This window comes from Streptomyces sp. NPDC030165 (assembly GCF_055573595.1).
On the sequence record NZ_JBVIBD010000005.1, the window covers coordinates 481,321 to 506,707 of the forward strand.

21 protein-coding genes and 2 pseudogenes are annotated in these 25,387 nt (G+C 71.8%); 15 read left to right on the top strand and 8 right to left on the bottom strand.

Annotated elements, in window-relative coordinates; translation table 11 throughout:
- Positions 1-183: 183 nt before the first annotated feature.
- Positions 184-1,494 (bottom strand): PucR family transcriptional regulator, encoded by a 1,311-nt coding sequence (locus tag ACZ4Z1_RS13080; protein ID WP_468486682.1) that lies wholly within the window; start codon positions 1,492-1,494, stop codon positions 184-186.
- 264 nt (positions 1,495-1,758) lie between these two features.
- Between ACZ4Z1_RS13080 and ACZ4Z1_RS13085 the strand changes: the two genes are divergently transcribed.
- Together ACZ4Z1_RS13085 and pruA are read left to right on the top strand one after the other, a co-directional pair.
- The gene (locus tag ACZ4Z1_RS13085) at positions 1,759-2,685 is read left to right on the top strand and encodes a proline dehydrogenase family protein (protein ID WP_468486642.1); all 927 of its coding nucleotides are present in this window, start codon (positions 1,759-1,761) and stop codon (positions 2,683-2,685) included.
- Between the two features lie 107 nt (positions 2,686-2,792).
- The gene (gene pruA, locus ACZ4Z1_RS13090) at positions 2,793-4,424 is read left to right on the top strand and encodes an L-glutamate gamma-semialdehyde dehydrogenase (RefSeq protein WP_468486643.1); all 1,632 of its coding nucleotides are present in this window, start codon (positions 2,793-2,795) and stop codon (positions 4,422-4,424) included.
- 67 nt (positions 4,425-4,491) lie between these two features.
- On the opposite strand, the gene ACZ4Z1_RS13095 is transcribed toward pruA, so the two are convergent.
- Both ACZ4Z1_RS13095 and ACZ4Z1_RS13100 read right to left on the bottom strand, forming a co-directional pair.
- Positions 4,492-4,686, bottom strand: coding sequence for a hypothetical protein (locus ACZ4Z1_RS13095; RefSeq protein WP_468486644.1), 195 nt, complete (start codon positions 4,684-4,686; stop codon positions 4,492-4,494).
- A 342-nt stretch (positions 4,687-5,028) separates the two neighbouring features.
- Complete coding sequence (locus tag ACZ4Z1_RS13100) at positions 5,029-5,382, bottom strand: beta/gamma crystallin domain-containing protein (protein WP_468486645.1); 354 nt, start codon at positions 5,380-5,382, stop codon at positions 5,029-5,031.
- A gap of 522 nt (positions 5,383-5,904) precedes the next feature.
- Here ACZ4Z1_RS13100 and ACZ4Z1_RS13105 point away from each other — a divergent pair.
- Positions 5,905-6,036: a hypothetical protein gene (locus tag ACZ4Z1_RS13105; protein WP_274535863.1), complete on the top strand. Its 132-nt coding sequence runs from the start codon at positions 5,905-5,907 to the stop codon at positions 6,034-6,036.
- A gap of 60 nt (positions 6,037-6,096) precedes the next feature.
- Here ACZ4Z1_RS13105 and ACZ4Z1_RS13110 read toward each other — a convergent pair whose 3' ends face one another.
- Positions 6,097-7,662 (bottom strand): purple acid phosphatase family protein, encoded by a 1,566-nt coding sequence (locus tag ACZ4Z1_RS13110; protein ID WP_468486646.1) that lies wholly within the window; start codon positions 7,660-7,662, stop codon positions 6,097-6,099.
- 129 nt (positions 7,663-7,791) lie between these two features.
- Here ACZ4Z1_RS13110 and ACZ4Z1_RS13115 point away from each other — a divergent pair, with 129 nt between their 5' ends.
- Complete coding sequence (locus ACZ4Z1_RS13115) at positions 7,792-8,832, top strand: 3-isopropylmalate dehydrogenase (protein WP_468486647.1); 1,041 nt, start codon at positions 7,792-7,794, stop codon at positions 8,830-8,832.
- A gap of 310 nt (positions 8,833-9,142) precedes the next feature.
- Entirely contained in the window at positions 9,143-10,228 is a 1,086-nt protein-coding gene (locus ACZ4Z1_RS13120) for a branched-chain amino acid aminotransferase (RefSeq protein WP_468486648.1), read from the top strand.
- Here the strand turns inward: ACZ4Z1_RS13120 and ACZ4Z1_RS13125 are convergent.
- Positions 10,143-11,181, bottom strand: a pseudogene (locus ACZ4Z1_RS13125) (cytosine permease). The gene ACZ4Z1_RS13120 and the pseudogene ACZ4Z1_RS13125 sit on opposite strands and share 86 nt — an antisense overlap.
- A gap of 282 nt (positions 11,182-11,463) precedes the next feature.
- Between ACZ4Z1_RS13125 and ACZ4Z1_RS13130 the strand changes: the two are divergent.
- The 5 genes from ACZ4Z1_RS13130 (at position 11,464) to cimA (ending at position 17,830) form a co-directional block, all read left to right on the top strand.
- Positions 11,464-12,513, top strand: coding sequence for an agmatine deiminase family protein (locus tag ACZ4Z1_RS13130; RefSeq protein ID WP_468486649.1), 1,050 nt, complete (start codon positions 11,464-11,466; stop codon positions 12,511-12,513).
- A 17-nt stretch (positions 12,514-12,530) separates the two neighbouring features.
- Complete coding sequence (locus ACZ4Z1_RS13135) at positions 12,531-13,151, top strand: TetR/AcrR family transcriptional regulator (RefSeq protein ID WP_468486650.1); 621 nt, start codon at positions 12,531-12,533, stop codon at positions 13,149-13,151.
- Between the two features lie 124 nt (positions 13,152-13,275).
- On the top strand, positions 13,276-14,424 hold the full coding sequence (locus ACZ4Z1_RS13140) for a TolB family protein (RefSeq protein WP_468486651.1): 1,149 nt from the start codon (positions 13,276-13,278) through the stop codon (positions 14,422-14,424).
- A 54-nt stretch (positions 14,425-14,478) separates the two neighbouring features.
- A complete protein-coding gene (locus ACZ4Z1_RS13145; protein ID WP_468486652.1) occupies positions 14,479-15,792 on the top strand; it encodes an MFS transporter in 1,314 nt (437 codons plus the stop codon).
- 427 nt (positions 15,793-16,219) lie between these two features.
- The gene (gene cimA, locus ACZ4Z1_RS13150) at positions 16,220-17,830 is read left to right on the top strand and encodes a citramalate synthase (protein ID WP_468486653.1); all 1,611 of its coding nucleotides are present in this window, start codon (positions 16,220-16,222) and stop codon (positions 17,828-17,830) included.
- 89 nt (positions 17,831-17,919) lie between these two features.
- Here cimA and ACZ4Z1_RS13155 read toward each other — a convergent pair whose 3' ends face one another.
- Positions 17,920-18,549, bottom strand: coding sequence for a YceI family protein (locus tag ACZ4Z1_RS13155; protein WP_468486654.1), 630 nt, complete (start codon positions 18,547-18,549; stop codon positions 17,920-17,922).
- A gap of 238 nt (positions 18,550-18,787) precedes the next feature.
- On the opposite strand from ACZ4Z1_RS13155, the gene ACZ4Z1_RS13160 reads away from it, so the two are divergent.
- The 4 genes from ACZ4Z1_RS13160 to ACZ4Z1_RS13175 all read left to right on the top strand — a co-directional run bounded on the left by ACZ4Z1_RS13160 (position 18,788) and on the right by ACZ4Z1_RS13175 (position 24,244).
- The gene (locus ACZ4Z1_RS13160) at positions 18,788-21,232 is read left to right on the top strand and encodes a polysaccharide lyase 8 family protein (RefSeq protein WP_468486655.1); all 2,445 of its coding nucleotides are present in this window, start codon (positions 18,788-18,790) and stop codon (positions 21,230-21,232) included.
- Positions 21,233-21,492: 260 nt separating this feature from the next.
- The gene (locus tag ACZ4Z1_RS13165) at positions 21,493-23,076 is read left to right on the top strand and encodes an acyl-CoA carboxylase subunit beta (protein ID WP_468486656.1); all 1,584 of its coding nucleotides are present in this window, start codon (positions 21,493-21,495) and stop codon (positions 23,074-23,076) included.
- A gap of 58 nt (positions 23,077-23,134) precedes the next feature.
- Entirely contained in the window at positions 23,135-23,344 is a 210-nt protein-coding gene (locus ACZ4Z1_RS13170; RefSeq protein ID WP_388139568.1) for an acyl-CoA carboxylase epsilon subunit, read from the top strand.
- Between the two features lie 237 nt (positions 23,345-23,581).
- A complete protein-coding gene (locus ACZ4Z1_RS13175; RefSeq protein ID WP_468486657.1) occupies positions 23,582-24,244 on the top strand; it encodes a DUF4360 domain-containing protein in 663 nt (220 codons plus the stop codon).
- Here ACZ4Z1_RS13175 and ACZ4Z1_RS13180 read toward each other — a convergent pair.
- Positions 24,201-24,617, bottom strand: a complete 417-nt coding sequence (locus ACZ4Z1_RS13180) for a hypothetical protein (protein WP_468486658.1) — start codon at positions 24,615-24,617, stop codon at positions 24,201-24,203. The genes ACZ4Z1_RS13175 and ACZ4Z1_RS13180 overlap by 44 nt on opposite strands.
- On the opposite strand from ACZ4Z1_RS13180, the gene ACZ4Z1_RS13185 reads away from it, so the two are divergent.
- Positions 24,591-25,205 carry a DAK2 domain-containing protein gene (locus ACZ4Z1_RS13185; protein WP_468486659.1) on the top strand — a complete coding sequence of 205 codons (615 nt, stop codon included), beginning with the start codon at positions 24,591-24,593 and terminating at the stop codon, positions 25,203-25,205. The two genes, ACZ4Z1_RS13180 and ACZ4Z1_RS13185, sit on opposite strands and share 27 nt — an antisense overlap.
- Before the next feature lie 81 nt (positions 25,206-25,286).
- Here the strand turns inward: ACZ4Z1_RS13185 and ACZ4Z1_RS13190 are convergent.
- Positions 25,287-25,387, bottom strand: a pseudogene (locus ACZ4Z1_RS13190) (ATP-binding protein); the annotation flags it as partial.

The window sequence follows — 25,387 nt, forward strand, 5'->3', positions numbered from 1 at the left end:
GGCTCCGGGGCCGCAGATTCTCATCGTGCGTGCGGACCTGCTGTCTGTCCAGTACTCAACAAAATCCCGTTCGCGGGCGCCGGGCACTCGCTGACCGCCGAGCGGACCGGGCGCGTCCGCCCGCCGGCCGGGCAGGCACCCGCCGTCCGGCTGCCACGGCTCTTCGCGTCCCTGGCGGGTGCCTCACAGCCGCGCCGTCTTCAGCGCCATGTGGAGCAGCAGGCGGTCGCCGCCCTCGTCCAGGTCGAGCCCGGTCAGCTTCTCGACACGGCCGAGCCGGTAGTACAGCGTCTGGCGGTGGATGCCGAGGGCCTGGGCGGCGCGGCCCGCCTGACCCGCGCAGTCGAGGAACACCTCGGCGGTACGGGCGAGTTCACTGTGCGAGGGGGTCAGCAGCGGACGTACCGTCGTGTCCGGTTCGGCCGACGGCAGGCCCGTCAGCAGGCGGTATGAGCCGATGCCGGTCCATTCGGCCACCGGGCCCAGCCGGGGTTCGGCGCGCGCGGCCCGCGCCGCGGCCAGCGCCTCGTGCCAGGCGGTGGGCAGCGCGGCCAAGTCCCGTACGGGCGTGCCGAGTCCGGCGGCGCCCGGCAGCGTACGGGCTTCCGCCCCCGACGGCGTCAGTCCCGCGCCGGCGCGCGGCGAGCGCAGCAGGTGCTCGGCCACCGTATGGGCCGTGGCGAGGGTCGACGGCGAACGCAGCCGTACGAGAGCGGCCAGCGACGGGGCGCCGGCCGTCGCACGCGGCGGCGCTACGGGGGCGGAGCGCCGCCCTCCGGAAGCGGCCGACGCGGTGGCCAGGGCCGGGCCCGGAGCCTCTTCGGCGGCCCCGTTCGCGGCGGGCAGCGCGCAGGCGGCCAGCAGTCCCGGCAGATTGGGCAGCGGCGCGTGATCGGCCTCCGGCACGTCCCACGGCGTCACCGCGACCACCAGCAGGGGCGCGTCCGCCGCGGACCGCAGCCCGTCGCGCAGCGCGGCTGCCGCGGTGGTGCGCTCCGAGGGGCGCGAGACCAGCAGCGTGCGCAGCAGGTCGCCCAGTTCGGCACCTGCCCGGGCCTCCGCCGCCAGCAGGGCGCCGATGCCGGCGGCCGACTCCATCGCCTGCTCGATACGGGGGTCCGGCGGCGCGCCGCCACCGCCCAGCTCCAGGTCGGTCAGGTGGCCGTCGTCCAGCAGCCAGACGTACCCGTGCACGATGCCGCGGTGGCGCACCGGCAGGCAGATGCGGCCCCTGAAGACTCCGGCCGCCGGGTCGGGCGGGATGCGCAGCGCCGTCTTCGCGCGGGCGATGCCGAACGCCTCGAACCAGGCCCGTACCGCCGCCGTCGAGCGGCGCTGGAGGATCGACCGGGTCCGTACCGGGTCCATGACCAGGTCGTCGTCGCCCTCGTGCGCGCCGAAGGCGATCAGGCCGAAGTCGCGGTCCTCCAGGGTGGCCGGGGCGCCGAGGGCGGCCGAGATCTCGTCCACGAGCTGCTGGTAATCGCCCCGCATACGCCGCGTGGCTCCTTTCCGGTCGCGCTGCCGGCCCGTCCGGCCGCCGGTGTCCGTGCGGTCACCGGGGGAGGTGGGTCCGCCGGTGCCGTTGTGCTCCTCCCCATTCTCATACATCTGTCTGAGATCCCGGCCACGAAGGCCAGACAGCTGTCGATGGCCGCGAAGTAGCGAGATCCTTAAGTTTCAGGTGGCTCATCTCGCCGTCGCGCCCGCCGGTCAGGCGCCCGCCCGGCTTGTCATCTTGAATCGTGGAGGTGCCCTGTGCTGGGTCCCGTGCTTCTCGCAGCAGCCCGCAGCGACAGCATCCGCCGTATCGTTTCGGCCGCCCCGGTCACCCGCCCGGTCGTCGACCGGTTCGTCGCCGGTGAGCGGCTGGACGCGTCCATGGCCGCCGTGCGGTCCCTGGCGGACCGCGGCATGGAGGTCACCCTCGACCACCTCGGCGAGGACATCACCGACCCCGCCGAGGCGCTGCGCAACCGCGACGCCTACCTCCAGCTGACCGCCGCCCTCAAGGACCTGGGCCTGGGCGAGCGGGCCGAGATGTCGGTCAAGCTCTCCGCCTTCGGACAGGCGCTGCCCGGCGGCCACGAGCTGGCCCTGAAGAACGTCACCCCGGTCGTCGAGGCCGCCGCCGAGGCCGGCACCACGGTTACCCTGGACATGGAGGACCACACCACGGTCGACTCCACCCTGGCGATCCTCGGCGAACTGCGCGCCCGCTTCCCGCAGACCGGCGCGGTGCTCCAGTCCTACCTCTTCCGCACCGAGGACGACTGCCACGCGCTCGCCGGGGAAGGATCCCGTGTGCGCCTGGTCAAGGGCGCCTACAAGGAGCCCGCGACGGTCGCGTTCCAGGACAAGCGGGAGGTCGACAAGGCGTACGTACGCTGCCTGAAGATCCTCATGGCGGGCAAGGGCTACCCGATGATCGGGTCGCACGACCCGCGCATGGTGGCGATCGGCCAGGAACTGGGCCGCCGCTACGGCCGCAAGCCCGCCGAGTACGAGTTCCAGATGCTGTACGGCATCCGCGAGACCGAGCAGCAGCGCCTGGTCGCGGAGGGCCACCGGATGCGCGTCTACATCCCGTACGGCACGGACTGGTACGGCTACTTCATGCGCCGCCTCGCCGAGCGCCCCGCCAACCTCGCGTTCTTCCTGCGCTCGCTCGCCACCAAGGGCTGAGCCAGGCGTCCGGCCCCCCGCCGGACCGCACGCGCCGGGCCGCCCACGGCCGGGCGCCCCCACAACTTGACGCACCCGCACACCCCCGACCGAAGGAGACGGCCGACATGGACGCCGTGACCCACGTCCCCGCCCCGTACAACGAGCCGGTGCACGGCTACGCCCCCGGCTCCCCGGAGCGCGCCCGCCTGGAGGCCAAGCTCAAGGAGCTGGCCGGCAACCCGATCGACCTGCCGATGACCATCAACGGCGAGAAGCGGATGGGTGGCGGCGAGCGCTTCGACGTCGTCCAGCCGCACAACCACCAGGCCGTCATCGGCACGTACGCCAACGCCACCCGCCAGGACGCCCAGGACGCCATCGACGCCGCCCTGGCCGCCGCCCCCGCCTGGCGCGCCATGTCCTTCGACGACCGCGCCGCGATCCTGCTCAAGGCCGCCGACCTGCTGTCGGGACCGTGGCGCGAGACCATCGCCGCCTCCACGATGCTCGGCCAGTCCAAGACCGCCCAGCAGGCCGAGATCGACGCGCCCTGCGAACTGGTGGACTTCTGGCGCTTCAATGTCCACTTCGCGCGCGAACTGCTCCAGGAGCAGCCGCCCGTCCAGCCGAACGGCGTCTGGAACCGCCTGGACCACCGCCCGCTGGAGGGCTTCGTCTACGCGATCACGCCCTTCAACTTCACCGCCATCGCCGGCAACCTGCCGACCGCGCCCGCTCTCATGGGCAACGTCGTCGTCTGGAAGCCGTCCCCCACGCAGACCCACTCCGCGATCCTGCTCATGCAGCTCCTGGAGGAGGCCGGCCTGCCCAAGGGCGTCATCAACCTGGTGACCGGTGACGGCAAGGAGGTCTCCGAGGTCGCGCTGCCGCACCCGGAGCTGGCCGGTGTCCACTTCACCGGCTCCACCGCCACCTTCCAGTACCTGTGGAAGGCGGTCGGCGAGAACATCACCAACTACCGCTCCTACCCGCGCCTGGTCGGCGAGACCGGCGGCAAGGACTTCATCGTCGCCCACCCGACCGCCGACCCGGCGATCCTGAAGACCGCCATCACCCGTGGCGCCTTCGAGTACCAGGGCCAGAAGTGCTCGGCGGCCTCCCGCGCCTACATCGCCCGCTCCACCTGGGACAGCGGCTTCAAGGACGACCTCGTCGCCGAGGTCGAGGGCCTGACCATGGGTGACGTCACCGACCTGGCGAACTTCATCGGCGCCGTCATCGACGAGCGCTCCTTCGCCAAGAACAAGGCAGCGATCGACCGGGCGAAGCAGGACCCGACCTGCGAGATCGTCGCCGGCGGCACGTACGACGACTCGGTGGGCTACTTCGTGCGCCCGACCGTGATCGTCTGCTCCGACCCGGAGAACGAGGTCTTCAAGACCGAGTACTTCGGCCCGATCATCGCCGTCCACGTCTACGAGGACGCCGACTTCGACGCGATGCTGGAGCAGATGGAGTCCGCCTCGGCGTACGCCCTGACCGGCGCCGTCCTCGCCCAGGACCGCCAGGTCCTGGTCGCCGCCTCGGAGAAGCTGCGTTTCGCCGCCGGCAACTTCTACCTCAACGACCGTCCCACCGGCTCCATCGTCGGCCAGCAGCCCTTCGGCGGCGGCCGCGCCTCGGGCACCAACGACAAGGCGGGCTCGAAGTTCAACCTGCTCCGATGGATGTCCCCGCGCGCCATCAAGGAGACGATGGTCGCCCCGACGGACTACCGCTACCCGCACATGGGCTGACGCGCCGGCGGCACCATGCGGACGGCCCGGCGCCCCTTCGGTGGGGTGCCGGGCCGTCGGCGTGGAGTCAGCCGCTGCGTGGCGGGCCGGTGATCGCCTCCCCGATCACGAAGCCCTTGGCAGGGCCTTCGGGGATGGTGATGTCGGCGCCGTAGGGGACGCAGGGCTCGGCGGCGTAGTCAGCCTTGTCGGGGGCCGGGTCGGTGAACACCGTGACGGTGCCGCCGAAGTTGTGGTCGGCGATGAGGACATACATGGGCATGCCGGCGCGGGCGCAGGCGCAGCGCTTGCGGACGCGGGTGGTGCTGCTGTGACCGGGGAGACCACTTCGACGGCCACATGGACAGCGGACGCCTTGATCCCCACGCCCTGCTCGGTGATGTCCTGTGCCTCGGCATCCTCGAGCGCGATGACCACATCGGGAATCCAGACCTCGCGGCCGTGGACCACGTTCACGTCCTGATGGCCGGCGTACGGTCCATCGGCCAGGTATCCGGTCGGCCGATTCGGAATCGACCCCTCCGACACCCGCCCGAAAAGCGATAGCGCCCCGGAATGGCCAGTCAGGAAAAAGGCCGTTCCGGGGCGCCGGGCCGTCAAGGTGTCACAGAATTTCGATGGAATTCACCTTGGGCGGGCGGTTCGGGAAGGAAATCTCGGTCCAGCGGTTGACCCGCACCGAATCGCCGTTGGCGTCGTAGTAGATCAGGTCGTTGTTGCCCGTGGAGATCTTGTCGACCCACCACCCGCCGAAGTTGGTCCGCCCGCGGTTGGCGTAGCAGTCCACGCTCTGGCGGCCGCCGCTGTGCGACCAGATCTTCAGGAAGTTCTCGCCGCCGCGGCACTCGACCTTGTCGATCGCGAAGGCGTTGCCGGTAGGCATGGTCATGGTGAACGCGGCGGCCGCGGCGAATGCCACGGCGACGGAACGTCCGACCCTCTTCTTCTTGGAAATCACGGGGGTTCTCCTTAATTCGAATGCCGAACCGGGAGGGCACGCGGCAACCGGCTAAGGCTGCCCCGTGCTGACAAAAAAGACGATCCTGTAAAGCCGCTGTAGGTGGCAATCTTCTTCGGTGCCCCAGGCTGGAATTCGACCCCGAATGTCCGGATCGGGTCTATGTTGACAGATTGGGCGGTTTGGGTCCCGTGTTCACCGGTCGCGGCCTTCGTCGCGCGGCGACCGCTTCGCCCCCCGGACGTACCCCGGTCCGCCGGCCTCGGTCGATCACTCGAGCACGCACCTCAGGCCAGAGCCTGTCTCAGATAGTAGGAAGCCCAAGTAATGGTGCAGACAGCACGGCGATGCTGGCTTAGCTTTGTAGGAGCCGAACGTTCCGCTCGATCGAGCGGCGGCGGGTGCGGCCCGGTGTGTGCGCGCAGGTGATCCCTGCTGATGCCGCGGCCCCCGCGTCTGTCGGCCGTTTCCGGAAGGACGCTTCCGTTCATCTTCTCGGGGCTTTGGCATTGGAGGCGCATCATGACCAAGACCGCTGTCCGCAGGATCCGTCACTCCGCCCGCGCGACCGGCGAGGCCGACCGCAAGAACGCCGCGGCGGCGCTCCAGCGGGCGCTCGACCGCCGGGACAACGGCGGCTCGACCGGGCACTGAGCCCGGGAGCCGTCCGGCGCGCGGCGAGCGGCGGGCGCTGGCGCGCCCGCCCCGTCCGCGTCAGCGACGCCGCGTGACCTCGAAGCGGTCGATGCTCTCGCCGGACTCGGCGAGCGCGGTGACCTTCATCCGCGGCCGGTGCCCCGGCAGCACCTCGACCGCGATGAAGGAATAACCGGTGTAGCGCACCCGCGACCACTGCACGGCTTCCTTGACCTTCACCTTGCCCTCGGCCCAGTGGTACGTGTCCACGTGGTCGAGGTCCTGCACGTGGCCCTCGTAGCTGTCCGGCACCGGGAAGTCGTACAGCGACTTGCCCGCGCCGCCGGCCGTCACGTACACGATGCCCTCGCGCGAGGAGTCCACCGTCTCGCCGACCGGCACCTTCTTGGAGACCCGGCCGCCCTTGAGGGCGTCGGTCCGCTCGTAGACGTGGTTGTGGCCGTTGACCACCAGGTCCACCTGGTGCTTCTCGAAGAGCGGCAGCCAGGCGTCGCGCACCCCGCCCTCGGAGGCGTGCGAGTTGGTGGTGGAGAAGGCGCAGTGGTGGAAGAAGACGACGATGAAGTCGATGCCCCGGGCGGCGCGCAGCTCACCGAGCTTGCGGTCCAGCCACGTGGTCTGCTTGCCGCCCGTGACGCCGAAATTGGCGGGGATCTCGTACGACACGTCGTTGGCGTCGAGCGCGACGACGGCGACGTTGCCGTACGTGAAGGAGTAGACGCCCGGTGCCTGCTCGGCGTCCGGGCCGTTGTCCGGCAGGCTCCAGCGGGCGTGCTGGCCGCCGTACCCGTTGGGGGAGTACCAGGCTTCCATGTCGTGGTTGCCGGTCGTCACCATCCACGGCACGGTCTTGGCCACCGATTCGGTCTGCGCGAGAAACTGGTCCCACTGGCGCGCGTCGTAGGTGTCCTGGTCGGTGCCGGTGCCGTCCGGGTCGGCGTAGCAGATGTCGCCGGCGTGCAGGTGGAAGGACGGGTTCTGGCCCAGGATGAGCTGGTCGTTGGCGAGCGCGTGGTAGCTGACGCCCTGGTCGCCGAAGGCGGTGAACACGAACCGCTCGGCGCGGGCCGGGGCGGTGCGGAAGGTGCCGAGGGTGCCGAAGTGCCGGGAGTCGGCGGGGTCGAAGCCGTCGTGGCCGACGCCGTAGTAGTACGTGGTGCCCGGCCGCAGGCCGTCGAGCGCCGCGTGCAGGTAGTACTGGTCCACCGCGGGCAGCTTCTTGCTGAGCGAGGGCGTGTGCAGCTCCCGCACCTCGGCCTGGATCTTCCGGCTCAGGTCCCAGGGCCGCAGCCCCACCCGCAGGAACGGCCGCCTGACCGCGAACGGCACCTGCCACGAGACGCGCATCTGGTGCTTGGGGTCCGCGCCGAAGGCCAGGTGCCGGCCGAACGGCGCGACCAGCGAGCCGTGCACGGCGCCGGTGGCGGGGGAGGAGAGCAGGGTGGGGGAGGCGGCCTGGGCCGGGCCCGCCAGCAGGCCGCCGCCCGCGACGGCGCCGGCGGTCGCGGCGGAGGTGCGCAGCAGTCCGCGGCGGGTCAGTTCGGTCCGGAGGTACTCGTGCTGCTCGGGCATGCTCATACGGCTCGCGAGCGGTTCGGGAATGCCCACGCGTGGTGTGTCCATGGAGCGCAACGTCGCATCACCGTTCGACGGGTCGGGGGCCTGCGGGTGAACGGCAGGTGTCCGGCTGCTCATCTGTCCGTATCCCGGACACCAAGTGTCAAGCAATGGGACGAAGAGTAGGGTCCAGACATGTCTCGCAGCATTCGCCTCGCAGTGATCCCCGGTGACGGTATCGGCCAGGAGGTCGTCTCCCAAGGACTGAAGGTCCTCGGCGCGGCCCTCCCGCAGGACGTCAAGCTGGAAACCAAGGAATACGACCTTGGCGCCAGGCGATGGCACGCCACCGGCGAGACGCTGCCGGACGCGGACCTGGAGTCGCTCAAGGAGCACGACGCGATCCTGCTCGGCGCGATCGGCGACCCGTCCGTACCCTCCGGCGTCCTGGAGCGCGGCCTGCTGCTGAAGCTGCGCTTCGCCTTCGACCACTACGTCAACCTGCGCCCCTCGAAGCTCTTCCCGAACACCGCGACGCCGCTCGCCGGGCGCCCCGACATCGACTTCGTCGTCGTCCGCGAGGGCACCGAGGGCCCGTACACGGGCAACGGCGGCAGCCTGCGCACCGGCACCCCGCACGAGGTCGCCACCGAGGTCAGCCTGAACACCGCGTACGGCGTGGAGCGGGTGGTCCGGGACGCGTACGAGCGGGCCGACGCGCGGCCGCGCAAGAAGCTGACGCTGGTGCACAAGAACAACGTTCTGGTGCACGCCGGCCACATGTGGAAGAAGATCTTCGACAAGGTCGGCGAGGAGTACCCCGAGGTCACCACCGACTACCTGCACGTCGACGCCGCGACGATCTTCTTCGTCACGCAGCCAGAGCGGTTCGACGTGATCGTCACCGACAACCTCTTCGGCGACATCCTCACCGATCTCGCCGCGGCCGTCACCGGCGGCATCGGCTTGGCCGCCTCCGGGAACATCAACCCCACGGGCGCCTTCCCGTCCATGTTCGAGCCGGTGCACGGCTCCGCGCCGGACATCGCGGGCACCGGCAAGGCCGACCCCACGGCCACCGTCCTGTCCGTCGCCCTCCTGCTGCGCCACCTCGGGTACGAGGCCGAGGCGGCCCGTATCGAGGAGGCCGTCGCCGCCGATCTCGCGGCGCGGGACCAGACCCCCCGTACCACGGGCGAGATCGGCGACGCGCTCGCCGCGCGAGTAGCGGGCTGACGCCCGCCGCGCACCGTACGCACCTCAGCTGACGACAGCGCCGGGCCGCACCGACCCGGCGCTGTCCCGCATGTCCGCGACTGTGCTACCGCCGGGTTGGGTGCGACCATCGACCCCTGGCAGGCGCACACGGATCCGCCTTCGGAACCCCGGCGTCCCACCCTCCCCGCACACGGCATTTCCGTCCCCGGCACCTCGGGAGCGATAATCGAACGCGGAGCCGCTGTACGAGGGGAATACCGGACGTCCTGTACCGACAAGGACTTCGTGAGCGCGGCCCCACAACCTCACCGGTGAAGGACACGCACTCATGACGACGCCCACGATCGAGCTCAAGCCCTCCTCCCACCCGCTCTCCGACGCGGAGCGGGAGCGGATCCTGGCCAGCCCCGGCTTCGGCCGGTACTTCACCGACCACATGGTGACGATCAAGTGGACCGAAGGCCGCGGCTGGCACGACGCCCAGCTGGTGCCGTACGCCCCGCTGTCCATGGACCCGGCCAACATGACGCTGCACTACGCGCAGACGATCTTCGAGGGGCTCAAGGCGTACCGCCAGCCCGACGGCGCCGTCGCCACCTTCCGCCCGGACGCCAACGCCCGCCGCTTCCAGGCGTCCGCGCGCCGCCTCGGTATGCCCGAGCTGCCCGTCGAGACCTTCATCGAGGCTTGCGACGCGCTGGTCAAGCAGGACAAGAACTGGGTGCCGGCCAGCGGTGAGGAATCGCTCTACCTGCGCCCCTTCATGATCGCGAGCGAGGTCGGCCTGGGCGTCCGGCCCGCCAACGAGTACCTGTTCATCATCATCGCCTCGCCCGCGGGCGCCTACTTCACCGGCGGCGTCAAGCCGGTCTCCGTCTGGCTCTCCCAGGAGTACGTGCGCGCCGTGCGCGGGGGCACCGGCGCCGCCAAGACCGGCGGCAACTACGCCGCCTCCCTCGTCGCGCAGGCCCAGGCCGCCCAGCACGGCTGCGACCAGGTCGTCTGGCTGGACGCCATCGAGCGCCGCTGGATCGAGGAGATGGGCGGCATGAACCTGTACTTCGTGTACGGGAACAAGATCGTCACCCCGGAGCTGTCCGGTTCCCTGCTGCCCGGCATCACCCGCGACTCGCTCCTGAAGATCGCCACCGACCTGGGTTACGAGGCCGCCGAGGGCCGCATCTCGGTCGACGACTGGAAGGCCGCCACCGAGGACGGCTCGCTGACCGAGGTCTTCGCCTGCGGCACCGCCGCCGTGATCACTCCCGTCGGCTCCGTCAAGTCCGAGGCCGCCTCGTGGACCGTCGGTGACGGCAAGCCCGGCGAGGTCACCATGAAGCTCCGCAAGGCTCTTCTGGACCTCCAGACCGGCGCGACCCCCGACACCCACGGCTGGATGCACCCCCTGGGCTGACCTCCGCCCCCGCTCCGACACGGCCGCCCGGCTCCTCGCCGGGCGGCCGTTCGCGTCCCGTCACGGCCGTGTACGCCAGGCCGGCCGCTGCCGCCGACAGGAGGAAGCTGATGTCGGTGCCGCCGGTCCAGGGCAGCAGCGTGCCCCGGTAGGAGGGGGTGTCCACGGCGGCGAGGCCGAGCGCGGAGCCGGCGGCCCAGGCGAGGCAGGCCCGCGGGTGCCGGCCGGACCGGTACCAGTAACGGCCGCCCCGGGCGAGGCGGTTGTAGACCTGGAGGGCCTCGGAGTCGTAGAGGCCCATGGAATAGAGCATCAGGCCGGCGTTGCCGACCGAGCCGGCCGAGGCGCCGATCAGGAGGGGCACCAGGAACCAGACGGGGGCGGCGAGGACCAGGGGCCGCGCGTAGTCGGTCGCGGCGCGGACGGCCAGGGCGGTGAAGGTGCCGAACAGCCGGGGGAGGAGCAGGCCCGCCGCGAGACCGAGCCAGGTGGCGCGCAGGACGCTGCGCGCGGAGTGGCGGCGCGGCGAGAGGTGGCGGGTGTAGTCGCCGAGCAGGGTGATGAAGGCGAGGGGACCGCTGAGACCGGCGGAGACGGCGGCGAGCAGCCAGGCGGGCCGGAAGGAGTGCAGGAGCAGCGGGGTGCCGGGCGGGGGAGCGGTGGTGAAGGCGGGTGCGTACGCCGAAGTGGGCGCCGCTGCTGGCGGACAGGTTGGTGCCGGTACGCAGGGAGACCAGTGCGAGGGGCGCGGTCAGCGCCGTGCCGGCGAGGGTGCCCGCGAGGAGTGAGGTGACCGACGCCCAGAGGCCGAGGCCGAAGGAGACCGGGAGCCATCCGTAGACCACCACTTCGAGGGCGAGATTCGATCCGCCGAGGATCGAGACCAGGTCGCGGGGGCGGCTGGTGCGTTCCGCGTCGGGGAGGGTGTCGACTCCGTGTTGCTCCATCGGCATGGGGGCTCCAACGGGAGGGAGGAGGCGCTCGCGGGGGCGTGTGCCGTCGGGGCGCGCCGGTCCGGGACATCGAGAAGAATTTGAGTGTCGCTCGAACTGGCCCACGGGCGCGTCCGCGGTCAATGGTTGGCGCCTGGAGCCAATCCCGTTAGAGTGCCGCACTAATGCGAGGTGGGGCGGCGTCGTGCACAGGCCGCGGGGCGGTCCGGACGGGGGCCGCCCCGCCTTCACCCTCGACGCCCGCCCCGCCTCGCTCCCGCCCGCCCCGAGTCCGGAGGACCCATGACCACCCCCGCCGCCGACGGCTTCCGCATGCCCGCCGAGTGGGCCCCGCACGAGCGGACCTGGATGGCCTGGCCCGGGCCCAACGCCACCTTCGGCGAGGAGGACGGCGCGGAGCTGGAGCGGGCCCGCCGGGCCTGGGCCGCGGTCGCGCGGGCCGTGCGCCGGTTCGAGCCGGTCACGGTCGTGGCGAGTACCGGACAGGGCGACGGGGCGCGGCGGCTGCTCGGCCCGGAGGCCGAGGTCGTCGAGCGGCCCCTGGACGACGCGTGGATGCGGGACATCGGGCCGACCTTCCTGACGGACGGGAAGGGGCGGCTGGCCGCCACCGACTGGGTGTTCAACGGCTGGGGCGGCCAGGAGTGGGCCCGCTGGGAGCGGGACGCCGGGGCCGGCGCGTACGTGGCCGGGCTGGCCGGGGCCCGTACGTACCGGTCGTCGCTGGTCAACGAGGGCGGCGGCCTGCACGTGGACGGCGAGGGGACGGTCCTGCTGACGGAGACCGTGCAGCTCGACCCCGGGCGCAACCCCGGCCGTACGCGCGAGGAGGCCGAGGCCGAGATCCACGCGTACCTCGGCACCACGAAGGCGATCTGGCTGCCGCGCGGACTGACCGCCGATTACGGGCAGTTCGGCACCCGCGGCCACGTGGACATCGTCGCCGCGTTCGCCCGGCCCGGCGTCGTCGTCGCGCACGTCCAGCCCGACCCGGCCCACCCCGACCACGAGGTGTGCCAGGAGATCGTCGGGCTGCTGCGCTCCTCGACGGACGCGTGCGGCCGGCGGCTGGAGGTGGTCGAGGTGCCCGCTCCGACCGTCGTCGAGGCGGACGGCGAGCCGGTGGACTACTCGTACATCAACCACTACCTGTGCAACGGCGGCGTGGTGCTGTGCGCGTTCGGTGACCCGCGCGACGAGCACGCCGCCGGGATCTTCCGGCGGCTGTTCCCGGAGCGGACGGTGATCCCCGTCGACGCCCGTACGATCTTCGCAGCGGGCGGTGGCATCCACTGCATCACCCAGCAGCAGCCCAAGGTGGGCACAGTCTGACGTTCCCGGAGGTACCCGTGCCCGGACCGGTCCGCCGACCACGGCGGCGGCTCACCCAGCCGCGCGAGCAGGTCCTCGCCGCGGCCATGGCCACCATCGCCGAGGCGGGCCTGGACCGGCTGACCATGGCCGGGCTGGGCCGCGAGGTCGGGATGAGCAGCGGGCACATCCTCTACTACTTCGGTACCAAGGACGAGCTGTTGCTCCAGACCCTCCAGTGGAGCGAGGAGCAACTCGGCGCCCGGCGGCGGGCCACGCTCGCCCGCCGCGTCCCGGCCCGCGAACGCCTCGACGCGCTGGTGGATCTGTACCTCCCCCAGGGACACCGCGACCCGCGCTGGACCCTGTGGCTGGAGGTGTGGAACCGCTCGCAGCACGCGGACGACGAGACCCGCGAACGCCAGCTCGACCTGGAACTGGCCTGGCACCGCGACCTGGTGGCGCTGCTGGCCGAAGGCGTCTCGAAGGGGGAGCTGCGGACCGTGGACGCGGACCGCTTCGCGACCCGTACGCGCGCGCTGCTGGACGGTTTCGGCACCCACCTCGTCGTCGGACTGCCTGGCCTGGACCGGGAGCAGGTGCTGCGGCACGTGGGGGAGTTCCTGGACGAGGGGCTGTTGCCCGCGGGAGACCGGTGACCGCGGACGCCTGGCACCCGGCCCAGGTTGGACGGAAAAGAGCGCATTGACCTGTCGCCGATGGTGCGGTTGTATCCCCTGGCGCTCCGGCGCAGGGCCGGCGGCGGATGTTTCCGGGGGAAGCATGGGCGTGCGCACGGGCAGCGGCGGCAGACGCACGGCGACGAGCGCGGTGGTGACCGCCGTCCTCGTCGGGTCGGCGGCGGGCGGCCTCGGCACGCCCGCGACGGCCGCGGGCGGCCACGGGCCGCGTACCGAGCGGGTGAACACCGCGCCGGACGGCTCGGAAGCGGTCGGCGGCGGCTCGTACAACGCCGCGATCAGCCCGGACGGCCGGTACGTCGTCCACGACTCGGAGGCCGACAACCTCGTGCCGGGCGACGGCCACGACGGCACCCTCGTCCACGACGTCTTCGTCCGCGACATCCGCGACATCCGCACCGGCGCGCTGACCCGGGTGGACGCGGCGGCCGCCGGAGCGCCCGCCGGTGCCCGGTCCCACGAGCCCGCACTGACCGCCGACGGCCGCACGGTCGCCTTCACCGCCTCCCACCGCGTCTGCGACGGCCATGGCCCGTGCGGCGAAGCCTCCCACGTCCACGTCCGCGACCTGCGCACCGGCCGCACCGAGCGGATCGACACCGGCCTCGAACCGGGCTTCGGCACCGCCTCGTACCGGTCGGCGGTCAGCGCCGACGGCCGGTACGTACTGTTCACCGCCGTCGCCGCTTCCCGCGCCGCCCGGTACCCGGCCCAGCCCAACCACGACGTGCGCGTGTACGTCCGCGACCGGGTGACGGGCACCACCGAGCGGGTCAGCGGCCCGGCGCCGCAGGGCGCGACCGAGGCCGACACACCACGGATCAGCGCCGACGGCCGCTACGTCGCGTACCGGACCAACGTCCCCAAGGTGTCCGGCAGGCCGCAGATGGACGTGTACGTCACGGACCGCTCGACCGGCGGGACACGGCAGGCCGACGTGCCGTACGACGGCACCCCCTCGGACCGGTACTCGACTCTGGACGACCTCAGCGCCGACGGCCGGTACCTGGCCTTCCGGTCCGCCGACGGGCTGTCCGTACGCGATCTGCGCGACGGCCGGACGCGGCTCGTGCAGCCCGCCACCGACCTCCGCGACGCCGACCTGGACGCGCACGCCCGGACCGTCGTCTTCGCCTCGTGGGCGGACGACCTCGTTCCGGATGACACCAACGGGCGCGGTGATGTGTTCGTACGCCGCTCGCACGCATACCCCGCAGGTAACGAAGCGTGATCGTTTCCGTCGGGCTCTTGCCGCGGCGGGCGGCGTCGGAGACCGTGATCCGTCATGGGACGAGAGCAGTGGAAGAAGATCTGGGTCGGCTCGGCCGGCAATATGGTCGAGTGGTTCGACTGGTTCGTGTATGCCAGCTTCGCGGTGTACTTCGCCGACTCGTTCTTCCCGAAGGGGAACGACACCGCCAACCTCATGAACACCATGGGGATCTTCGCGGTCGGCTTCTTCATGCGGCCGGTGGGCGGCTGGGTGCTCGGCCGGGTCGGTGACCGCAAGGGCCGCAAGGCCGCGCTGACCCTCACCGTCACCCTGATGTCCGCCTCGGCCGTCCTCATCGCCGTCGCGCCGACCTACGCGGTGGCCGGGTACGGCGGCGTCGCCGTACTGCTCGTCGCCCGCATGCTGCAAGGGCTCTCGGTCGGCGGCGAGTACGCGGCCAGCGCCACCTACCTCACCGAGGCGTCCGCGCCCGGCCGGCGCGGCTTCGCCTCCAGCTTCCAGTACGTGTCCATGACCGCGGGCCAGCTCCTCGGACTCGGCCTCCAGATCGTCCTCCAGCGCACCATGTCCGAGGAGGCCCTGCACAGCTGGGCCTGGCGCATCCCCTTCATCATCGGCGCGCTCGGCGCGGCCATCGTCTTCTACCTGCGGCGCAACATGCTGGAGACGGAGGTGTACGCGCAGGACGACAGCGCGCACAGCGACCCGGCGCGCGGCACGATCAAGGCCCTGTGGGCACACAGGCGCGAGGCGTTCCTCGTCATAGCCCTCACCATGGGCGGCACCGTCGCGTACTACACGTACACGACCTACCTCACCAAGTACCTCTCCGGCAGCGCCGGCATGGACAAGCCGACCGCCTCGCTGGTCAGCTTCTGCGCGCTGTTCGTCTTCATGTGCATCCAGCCGCTGGCGGGCAAGCTCTCCGACCGCATCGGCCGCCGCCCGCTGCTGATCACCTTCGCGGTCGGTTCCACCTTCCTGACCGTGCCGATCATGACGCTGCTCCGGCACGCCGGCAGCTTCTGGCCCGCTCTCGGCCTCTCCCTGCTCGCTCTGCTCGTCGTCACCGGCTACACCTCGATCAACGCCTGCGTGAAGGCCGAACTCTTTCCCACCGGCATCCGCGCCCTCGGCGTCGCCCTCCCGTACGCCATCGCCAACGCCCTCTTCGGCGGCACGGCGGAGTACGTGGCCCTGTGGTTCAAGAAGGGCGGCATCGAGTCGGGCTACTACTGGTACGTGGCGGGCTGCGCGGCGGTCTCCCTCATCGTCTACATCACGATGCGCGAGACGAAGACGATCGACCTCCATCGGGTGAAGCAGCCGGAGCGGGAGCGGACGACCGTCCCGGACCCGGCTTGATCCCTCCACGCCCGGCACGCGCAAGCCCGTCCGGCGTTCGAGGCCACAGGAACCGTCACCACCGACGGCCCGCAGCCGGCGAAATCCTGCCCGTCCGGCGCTTGAGGACGGGCAGGAACGGGCCACCCCGGCGGCCCGCACTGTGAGACGCCCGGCCGCCCTCCGGGAACGTGTGGCAAACTGCCCCCATGCTCCCGTTCGCCACGATTATTGGCAGCAGGCGCGCCGGTCCGCAGTGACCGCCCCGTACGCACCGAGTACGGCGCGGTCACCGTCGCCCCAGACCCGCGCGCAGACCTCTCGCATCCGCGAGAGGTTTTTTCGTTTCCGGCCCACCTGCCGCCGGAGGCGGAGCGCGCGGGACCATGAGGGGGCGGTGGAACCGGTCATTCCGGTAAACCGAGACCCCGACAGGAGCCAGACCAGCATGACGGACGCACCCGAACCCGCGTTGTCCGACGCCTTCCACGTCTTCGACACGACGCTGCGCGACGGAGCCCAGCGCGAGGGCATCAACCTGACCGTGGCGGACAAGCTGACCATCGCCCGGCACCTGGACGACTTCGGCGTGGGCTTCATCGAGGGCGGCTGGCCCGGCGCCAACCCCCGGGACACCGAGTTCTTCGAACGGGCCCGCAAGGAGATCGACTTCCGGCACGCCCAGCTGGTCGCCTTCGGCGCCACCCGTAAGGCGGGCGTGCCGGTCGAGGACGACCCGCAGGTGGCCGCGCTGCTGGCGTCGCAGGCGCCGGTCGTGACGCTGGTCGCCAAATCGCACGTGCGGCACGTGGAGCTGGCGCTGCGCACCACGCCGGAGGAGAACCTCGCGATGGTGCGGGACACCGTGGCGTACCTGCGGGCGCAGGGCCGCCGGGTCTTCCTGGACTGTGAGCACTTCTTCGACGGGTACGCCCTCGACCCGGTCTACGCCAAGCAGGTCGTTTGGACCGCGAGCGAGGCCGGCGCCGACGTGGTGGTGCTCTGCGACACCAACGGCGGCATGCTCCCCGCGCAGGTCGCGGCCGTGGTGCGGACGGTGCTGGCGGACACCGGGGCGCGTCTGGGCATCCACGCCCAGGACGACACGGGCTGCGCGGTGGCCAACACCCTCGCCGCGGTGGACGCGGGCGCCACGCACGTACAGTGCACCGCCAACGGCTACGGCGAGCGGGTCGGCAACTCCAACCTCTTCCCGGTCGTGGCGGCCCTGGAACTGAAGTACGGGCGCCGGGTGCTGCCCGAGGGGAAGCTGGCCGAGACCACCCGCATCTCGCACGCCATCGCCGAGGTCGTCAACCTCACGCCCTCCACCCACCAGCCGTACGTCGGTGTCTCGGCGTTCGCACACAAGGCCGGACTGCACGCCTCCGCGATCAAGGTCGATCCGGACCTGTACCAGCACATCGATCCGGCGCTGGTCGGCAACAGCATGCGGATGCTGGTCTCCGACATGGCCGGCCGCGCCTCGATCGAGCTGAAGGGCAAGGAGCTGGGCTTCGACCTGAGCGGCGACCGGGAGCTGGTCAGCCGGGTCGTGGAGCGGGTCAAGGAGCGCGAGCTGGCGGGCTACACGTACGAGGCCGCCGACGCCTCCTTCGAACTGCTGCTGCGCGAGGAGGCGGAGGGCCGGCCGCTCCGGTACTTCCGGGTGGAGTCGTGGCGGGCGATCGTCGAGGACCGGCCGGACGGCACGCACGCCAACGAGGCGACCGTGAAGCTGTGGGCCAAGGGCGAGCGGCTGGTGGCCACCGCCGAGGGCAACGGTCCGGTGCACGCGCTGGACCGGGCGCTGCGGGTGGCCCTGGAGCGGATCTATCCGCAGCTGGCCGGGCTGGAGCTGGTGGACTACAAGGTCCGCATCCTGGAGGGCCGGCTGGGCACCGGTTCGATCACCCGCGTCCTGGTGTCGACCAGTGACGGGCAGGGGGAGTGGTCCACGGTCGGCGTCGCCGAGAACGTCATCGCGGCTTCCTGGCAGGCGCTGGACGACGCGTACGCGTACGGGCTGATGCGGGCCGGGGCCGAGCCGCAGGAGTAGCCGCGGAGCGCGCGGGAACAACCGCGGCCCCGTACCGGTCCTTGGAGAGGAGCCGGTACGGGGCCGCGGGGTTTTCAGGAGCCTTCGGCTCAGGCGGCGGCCTTGACCGCGGAGATGTCGAAGGTGAGCTTGACCTTGTCGCTGACCATCACGCCGCCGGTCTCCAGTGCCGCGTTCCAGGTCAGGCCCCAGTCGGAGCGCAGGATCTCGGCGCTGCCCTCGAAGCCGACGCGCTCGGCGCCGTACACGTCGGTGGCCACGCCCTGGAACTCCAGGTCGATGGTGAGCGGCCGGGTGACGTCCTTGATCGTCAGGTCACCGGTGACGCGGTAGGTGTCGCCGCCCACCCGCTCGGCGGCGGTGGAGCGGAACGTCATCAGCGGGAAGGCGCCTGCGTCGAAGAAGTCGGTGCCGCGCAGGTGGGCGTCGCGGTCGGCGATGCCGGTGTCGACGGAGGCGATGGTGACGTCTACGGAGGCGGTGGAGCGGGCCGGGTCGGCGCCGTCGAGGTGGAGGGTGCCCTCGTGGGTGCCGAAGGCGCCGCGGACGTTGGTGACCATGGCGTGCCGGACGGTGAAGCCGATCCGGCTGTGGGCCGGGTCGATGGTGTAGTCGCCGGTCAGCGCGGCGAGGGCGGGGTCGGCGTCGAGGACGGCGGTGGCCCGGTCGGTGGTGGCGTGGCCGGCGTCGGCGGCGCGCTTGCGGTGGAACAGAGCCATGGCTCCTCCTCGAAGGCGGGTGCTCGATCAAGGTTGTTTAACCTTCAATGAGATTGAGCCTACCGCGATCTAGTTCAAGTTTCAACATCTGTCTCATCGGGGAGTGATGCGGATGTCCCGCGGCGGGCATGTCATGGGCATTGTCGCGGTGTGCGGCCCGTGGCAGGGTCTGGGCCGTCGGACACCGTTCAACCGCACCCCATCCGTACGCAGTTGACGCTCACGGAGAGGACGGACCGTGCCGCCTTCCCCCGTCTGGTCCCGCCGGGGCTTCCTCGGCTTCTCCGGAGCGGGCGCGCTCGGCCTGGCGCTGACGCCCGCGCTCGCCGGACCCGGCCCCGCCGCGTACGCCGCCGACGGCGACCCGTACGAGCCCCTGCGCCGCCGCTGGCTCGGCCTCCAGCTCGGCACGGGCTACGACCCGGCCGCCGAACCGTACGCCGCCCGCCTGAAGGAGACCGGCGAGCTGGCCCGCGGCTTCCGCGCGTCCATGCGCCCGGCCGCCGGCTCGCTCTGGCCGGACAGCCCCTTCGACCCGCCGGCCGGCATCACCCGCAGCTACAGCCGGCTCGCCACCATGGTCCGCGCCCACGCCCAGCCCGGCACCGGCCTGACCGGGGACGCCGGCCTGGCCGCCGACGTCGTCAAGGGCCTGGACCACGTGCACGACACGGTCTACCACGCGGGTACCGCCAGATACGGCAACTGGTGGGAGTGGCAGATCGGCAGCCCCCGGCTCCTGCTGGACACCGTCGCGATGCTGTACGGCCGGCTCGGCGAGGACCGGCGGGCCCGGTACCTGGCCGCCGTCGACCACTTCGTCCCCGACACCATGCTCGGTGACTACACCGGCACCAGTACCGGCGCCAACCGCGTCGACCTGTGCCGCGTCGTCGCGCTGCGCGGCATCCTCGGCCGGGCCCCGGCGAAGATCGCACTGGCCCGCGACGCGCTGTCCCCGGTCTTCCCGTACGTCACCAAGGGCGACGGCCTCTACGCCGACGGCTCCTTCGTCCAGCACACCTGGGTCGCCTACTCCGGCACCTACGGCTTCGTCCTCCTCGACGGACTCGGCCGCCTCTTCACCCTGCTCGGCGGGACCGACTGGGCCGTCACCGACCCCGAGCGCCAGATCATCTTCGACAGCGTGGAGCACGCCTACGCACCCCTGCTCTACAACGGCCTGATGATGGACAGCGTCAACGGACGCGCCGTCAGCCGCGGCTACCTGCGGGCCGACGAACGCAAGGTGATGCGCAGCGACCACTTCCACGGCCACGCCCTGGTCGCCGCCGTAGCCCTGCTGGCGCAGGCGGCCGGAGCGGGGGAGCGGGAGCGCTGGCAGGCGATGGTCCGGGGCTGGATCCGGCGCGACACCGGCTACCCCGTGCTCGCCGACCGGCAGTTCGAGATCGCCGACCTCGCCCGCCTCAAGGCGCTCGCGGACGACGCCGGCCCGGTCGCGCCGGAACCCGTCGCCCACCGGCTCTTCCCGGCCATGGACCGGGCCGTGCACCGCCGCCCCGGCTGGGCCGCCGGTCTGGCCATGGCCTCGGACCGCATCACGTACTACGAGAACGGCAACGGGGAGAATCCGCGCGGCTGGCACACCGGCGCCGGAATGCTCTACTGGTGGGGCCGCGACTTCGCGAACGACCAGTACACCGACGCCTTCTGGCCCACCGTCGACCCGTACCGCCTGCCCGGCACGACCGTGTCCGCCAAGCGGCTCGCCGACAACGAGGGCGGCGGCTGGGGCGAGCCCAAGCCCGCCGCGCGGTGGGTCGGCGGCACCACCGACGGGGAGTACGCCGTGGTGGGGCAGGACGTACGCGGCCTCTCCTCGACCCTGCGCGCCAAGAAGTCGTGGTTCTTCGCCGCGGACTGCGTCGTCTGCCTGGGCGCCGGCATCACCTCCCGCGACGGGGTGCCCGCCGAGACGGTCGTGGACAACCGCAATCTGGGCGCGGCGGGGGCGTCGGCGCTGACCGTCGACGGCGTACGGCAGCCCGCGGTGCCCGGCCGTCCGCTGGCCTTCCCGCGCGCCCGCTGGATCCACCTGGCCGGGCACGGCGGGTACGTCTTCCCGCGCGTCCCCGGCGGCGGAGAAACGGTCCCGCACGCGCTGCGCGACACCCGGACGGGTGCGTGGAGCGACATCAACACCGGCGGCTCGCCCGAACCGTTCACCCGCCGCTACCTGACCCTGTGGATCGACCACGGCACCGACCCGACGGACGCCGCTTACGCGTATCTGCTGATGCCCGGGGCGGGTCCGCGTGCCCTCGCCGCCCGGGCCGCCGACCGCCACTGGCTGACCGTCCTCGTCAACACCGGCGAGCGGCAGGCCGTCGCGATCCCCTCGCTCGGCCTGACCGCCGCCGCCTTCTGGCAGCCCGGTTCGGCGGGCGGCCTGACCGTCTCGGCGCCCGCGAGCGTCCTGCTGCGCGAGCGGCCGGCGCATGCCGCGTACGGGCGGCACGGCGGCCGGACGGCGTCACTGTGTGTCGCCGAGCCGTCGCGAACCGGCAGGCCTTTCGAGGTGGTCTGGGACCGTCCGGTCCGCGCCGTGCTCGCCACCGACCCCTCCGTCACGGCCCTGGCGACCACTCCGGTGCTCCGGCTGCGCGTCACTCCGGGCACCGCCTGCACCACCCACACCTGCACGGTCGCCCCGCGCTGACCGGCCGTTGCGCCTGATCACGGCGGCACCGACGCGCCGGCCACGGTTCCGCGGCGCCCGGTCAAGCAGCGGACTGCCACAACGCCACGCGGGCGGGCTTTGTCGGGCCCATACATACCGCTGAGGCCGTCGGACGTGCCCAGGAGGCCGTACGCAGGCCACGTACAGCGCGCTTCTGTCCTGCCTGCCCACCAAATCGCTTCCGACGTTGTACGAAACCGACATCGGTTCTGGAGGGTCCGGCCACGTACCGTCGATGCATGACCACTGTCGAAGATGTGCCCGCCGAGGCGAACGACGCCCGCGGGCGGGTCGCCGAGCTGCACGCCATCCGCGAGCAGGCCCGGCGCGGCCCCAGCGAGCGGGCGACCGAGGCGCAGCACGCCAAGGGCAAGCTCACCGCGCGTGAGCGGATCGAGCTGCTGCTGGACGAGGGTTCCTTCCGGGAGGTGGAGCCGCTGCGGCGGCACCGGGCCACCGGATTCGGCCTGGAGGCCAAGAAGCCCTACACCGACGGTGTGATCACCGGCTGGGGCACCGTGCACGGCCGGACCGTGTTCGTCTACGCCCACGACTTCCGGATCTTCGGCGGCGCGCTGGGCGAGGCGCACGCCACAAAGATCCACAAGATCATGGACATGGCCATCGCGGCCGGTGCCCCGCTGGTCTCGCTGAACGACGGCGCCGGCGCCCGTATCCAGGAAGGCGTCTCGGCGCTGGCCGGATACGGCGGCATCTTCCAGCGCAACACCAAGGCCTCCGGCGTCATCCCGCAGATCAGCGTGATGCTCGGCCCGTGCGCGGGCGGCGCGGCCTACAGCCCCGCGCTGACCGACTTCGTGTTCATGGTCCGCGAGACCTCGCAGATGTTCATCACCGGCCCCGACGTGGTGCGCGCGGTCACCGGCGAGGAGATCACCCAGAACGGCCTGGGCGGCGCCGACGTGCACGCCGAGACCTCGGGCGTGTGCCACTTCGCCTACGACGACGAGGCCACCTGCCTCGAAGAGGTCCGCTACCTCCTCTCCCTGCTGCCGTCGAACAACCGGGAGAACCCGCCGTCGGTGGCGTGCGAGGACCCCGCCGACCGCTCCGGCGACACGCTGCTGGACGTGGTTCCGGCAGACGGCAACCGCCCCTACGACATGCGCACGGTGATCGAGGAGCTGGTCGACGACGGCGAGTTCCTGGAGGTCCACGAGCGCTGGGCCACCAACATCATCGTGGCACTGGCGCGGATGGACGGCGAGGTCGTCGGTCTGGTCGCCAACCAGCCGCAGTCGCTGGCCGGGGTGCTGGACATCGAGGCCAGCGAGAAGGCCGCGCGGTTCGTGCAGATGTGCGACGCGTTCAACATCCCCATCGTCACCCTGCTGGACGTGCCCGGCTTCCTGCCCGGCGTCGACCAGGAGCACGGCGGCATCATCCGGCACGGCGCCAAGCTGCTGTACGCGTACTGCAACGCCACCGTCCCGCGGATCTCGGTGGTGCTGCGCAAGGCGTACGGCGGCGCGTACATCGTCATGGACTCGCAGTCCATCGGCGCGGACCTGACCTACGCCTGGCCCACCAACGAGATCGCGGTGATGGGCGCCGAGGGCGCGGCCAACGTCATCTTCCGCAAGCAGATCGCGGAGGCGGACGACCCCGAGGCGATGCGGGCGCGGATGGTCAAGGAGTACAAGTCCGAGCTGATGCACCCGTACTACGCGGCCGAGCGCGGCCTGGTCGACGACGTGATCGACCCCGCCGAGACCCGCGAGGTGCTCATCCGCTCCCTGGACATGCTCCGCAACAAGCACGCGGACCTGCCCGCACGCAAGCACGGCAACCCGCCCCAGTAAGGCGCGGCAGCCACCCGACCGGCCCCCGACCGGACCTTTCGAAGACCGGAGAAACGACGTGACCACTCCCGTTCAGACCAGCTCCATCCGCGTGGAGAAGGGCGAGGCCAGCGAGGAGGAGCTGGCGGCGCTGACCGCCGTCCTGCTCGCCCGTGCCGCCCACCGGCCGGAGGCCGCCGTGCCGGGCCGCCGCCGCGCCACCGCCGCGCGCTGGCGCCGGCTGGAGCGCCAGCACGGCTTCCGCGGTGCCGGCAGCTGGCAGCGCTGAGCACAGCCGTCGCACCCGGGCCCGGTACTCCTCGTGGGTACCGGGCCCGACTGCTTTCTTCGCGGGTCGTACGCCGTTGCTGCGGCGGCCGAAACAAGGCGTAGGTTCGCACCGACTCCGGGGCCGGGAGCTGTCCAAGACGTGATCCCCGTGCTGACATGCGCTCGTCATCACGCTCCCGCCGTCCCGCACCCCGGGCGGCGGGGGCCGTCCCCAGGACGACCGGAAGGAAAACCCATGCTCCGCACACTGGGTACCGGTGCCGCCGCGGCATCGCTGCTGCTCCTCGCCGCGTCGGCGTCCCCCGCCTCCGCCCAGACCTCCGGGTACGGCGAAGAGGCGCCGCCGACCGGCCAGATCACCATCACGGTCGCCACCGTCAACGGCTCGGGCTGCCGGCCCGGCAGCGCCGCGGTGGCCGTAGCGCCCGACAACACCGCGTTCACCGTGACGTACAGCGAATACCTCGCCCAGGCGGGCAAGGACACCAGACCCACGGACTCCCGCAAGAACTGCCAGATCGCACTGAACGTCCACGTCCCCCAGGGCTTCACCTACGCGATCGCCAAGGCCGACTACCGCGGCTACGCCCAGCTCGCGCCCGGCGCCGTCGGCCTGGAGCAGGCGGGCTACTACTTCCAGGGCAGCTCCCAGACCTCCCGCAAGAGCCACCGCTTCACCGGCCCGTACGACGCCAACTGGCAGGCCTCCGACGAGACCGAGATCGACGCGCTGGTCTACGCCCCCTGCGGCGAGAAACGGTACTTCAACATCAACACCGAACTGCGGGTGGACGCCAAGGGCTCCGACCCCAAGCTGACCAGCTTCATGGCGATGGACTCCACCGACGGCAGCATCAACACCAAGTACCACTTCGCTTGGAAGCAGTGCCCGAAGTAGTAGGCACCTCGGCAGGCGCCCGTACGGCCCCGGGGCCCGCGTACAGCGATGTACGCGGACCCCGGGGCCGCTCAGGCCGCTCCGGCAGCTTGAGGTACAGCCCGACGGCGACTTTCGGATGCGTCCAGGCGATGGACAGGCTGGACAGCAGCGACTGCACGGGCCGGACCTCCGGCGGCGCGAGTCGCGCGTACCCGGTGCGCTCCCGGACGCCGAGCGGACAGCAGGCGCCGCCCAGCGCGATGATGCCGAGCGCCACCCACAGGGTGCCGAACCGGCCGAACCACGGATTGGTGACACCGGCGACGAGCGGACCGAGGGTGGGCAGCCCGCCGGTGAAGGTGACGTGGAACCAGCCGACCGCGGTGCCCATCCGGGCACCGCCGACGCGCTCGTCGACAACCTCCTCCAGGAACTCCCGGAGCCGCCCGCCGGGAACGAAGGGCGGGCCGCCGTCCTCCTCAACGGCCTCGGCCGCACCGAGTACGAGGAGATGTTCGTCGTCCACCGGCAGGTCAACCGCCGGCTGCGCGCCGCCGGTCTCGCCCTGGCCGACGCCTCGGGCGGCGCGTCCGGTGCCCTGTACGGCGCGCTGCTCGCCGAGACCGGCGCCGTACTCACCCGGGCCGACGGTTGCTCCACCGCCCTGCTCGCGGACGCCGCCGACGCCGCGCAGCGGGCCGTATCGGAACTCGGCGGCGCCCGGGTCGGCGACAAGACCCTGCTCGACGCGCTGCACCCGTTCCGCGCCGAACTCCGCGCCCGCGTCGGCGACCCCCTTCCCGGCGCCTGGAAGGCGGCCGCCCAGGACGCCACACGTGCCGCGGCCGCCACCGTCGGCCTCACCCCGTCCCGCGGCCGCGCCGCCCGCATGGGCTCCCTGGGCCACGGCCACCCGGACCCCGGCGCGATGTCCTTGTCGCTCCTGCTCACCGCCACCGCCGAGCACCTGAACCGCTGACCGGCGGCGCGCGCCCGTGGCCGCCGGCAACACAAAGCCCCCGCACCTTCCGGCACGGGGGCTGGGCGTCGTCGTGTCCGGCTAGCGCAGGCGGGCCATGAGGGCGTGTTCGACGAGGGTGATGAGGGCGCTCTTGGCTTCGCTGCGGTGGCGGGCGTCGGTGGTGATGATGGGTGCGTCGG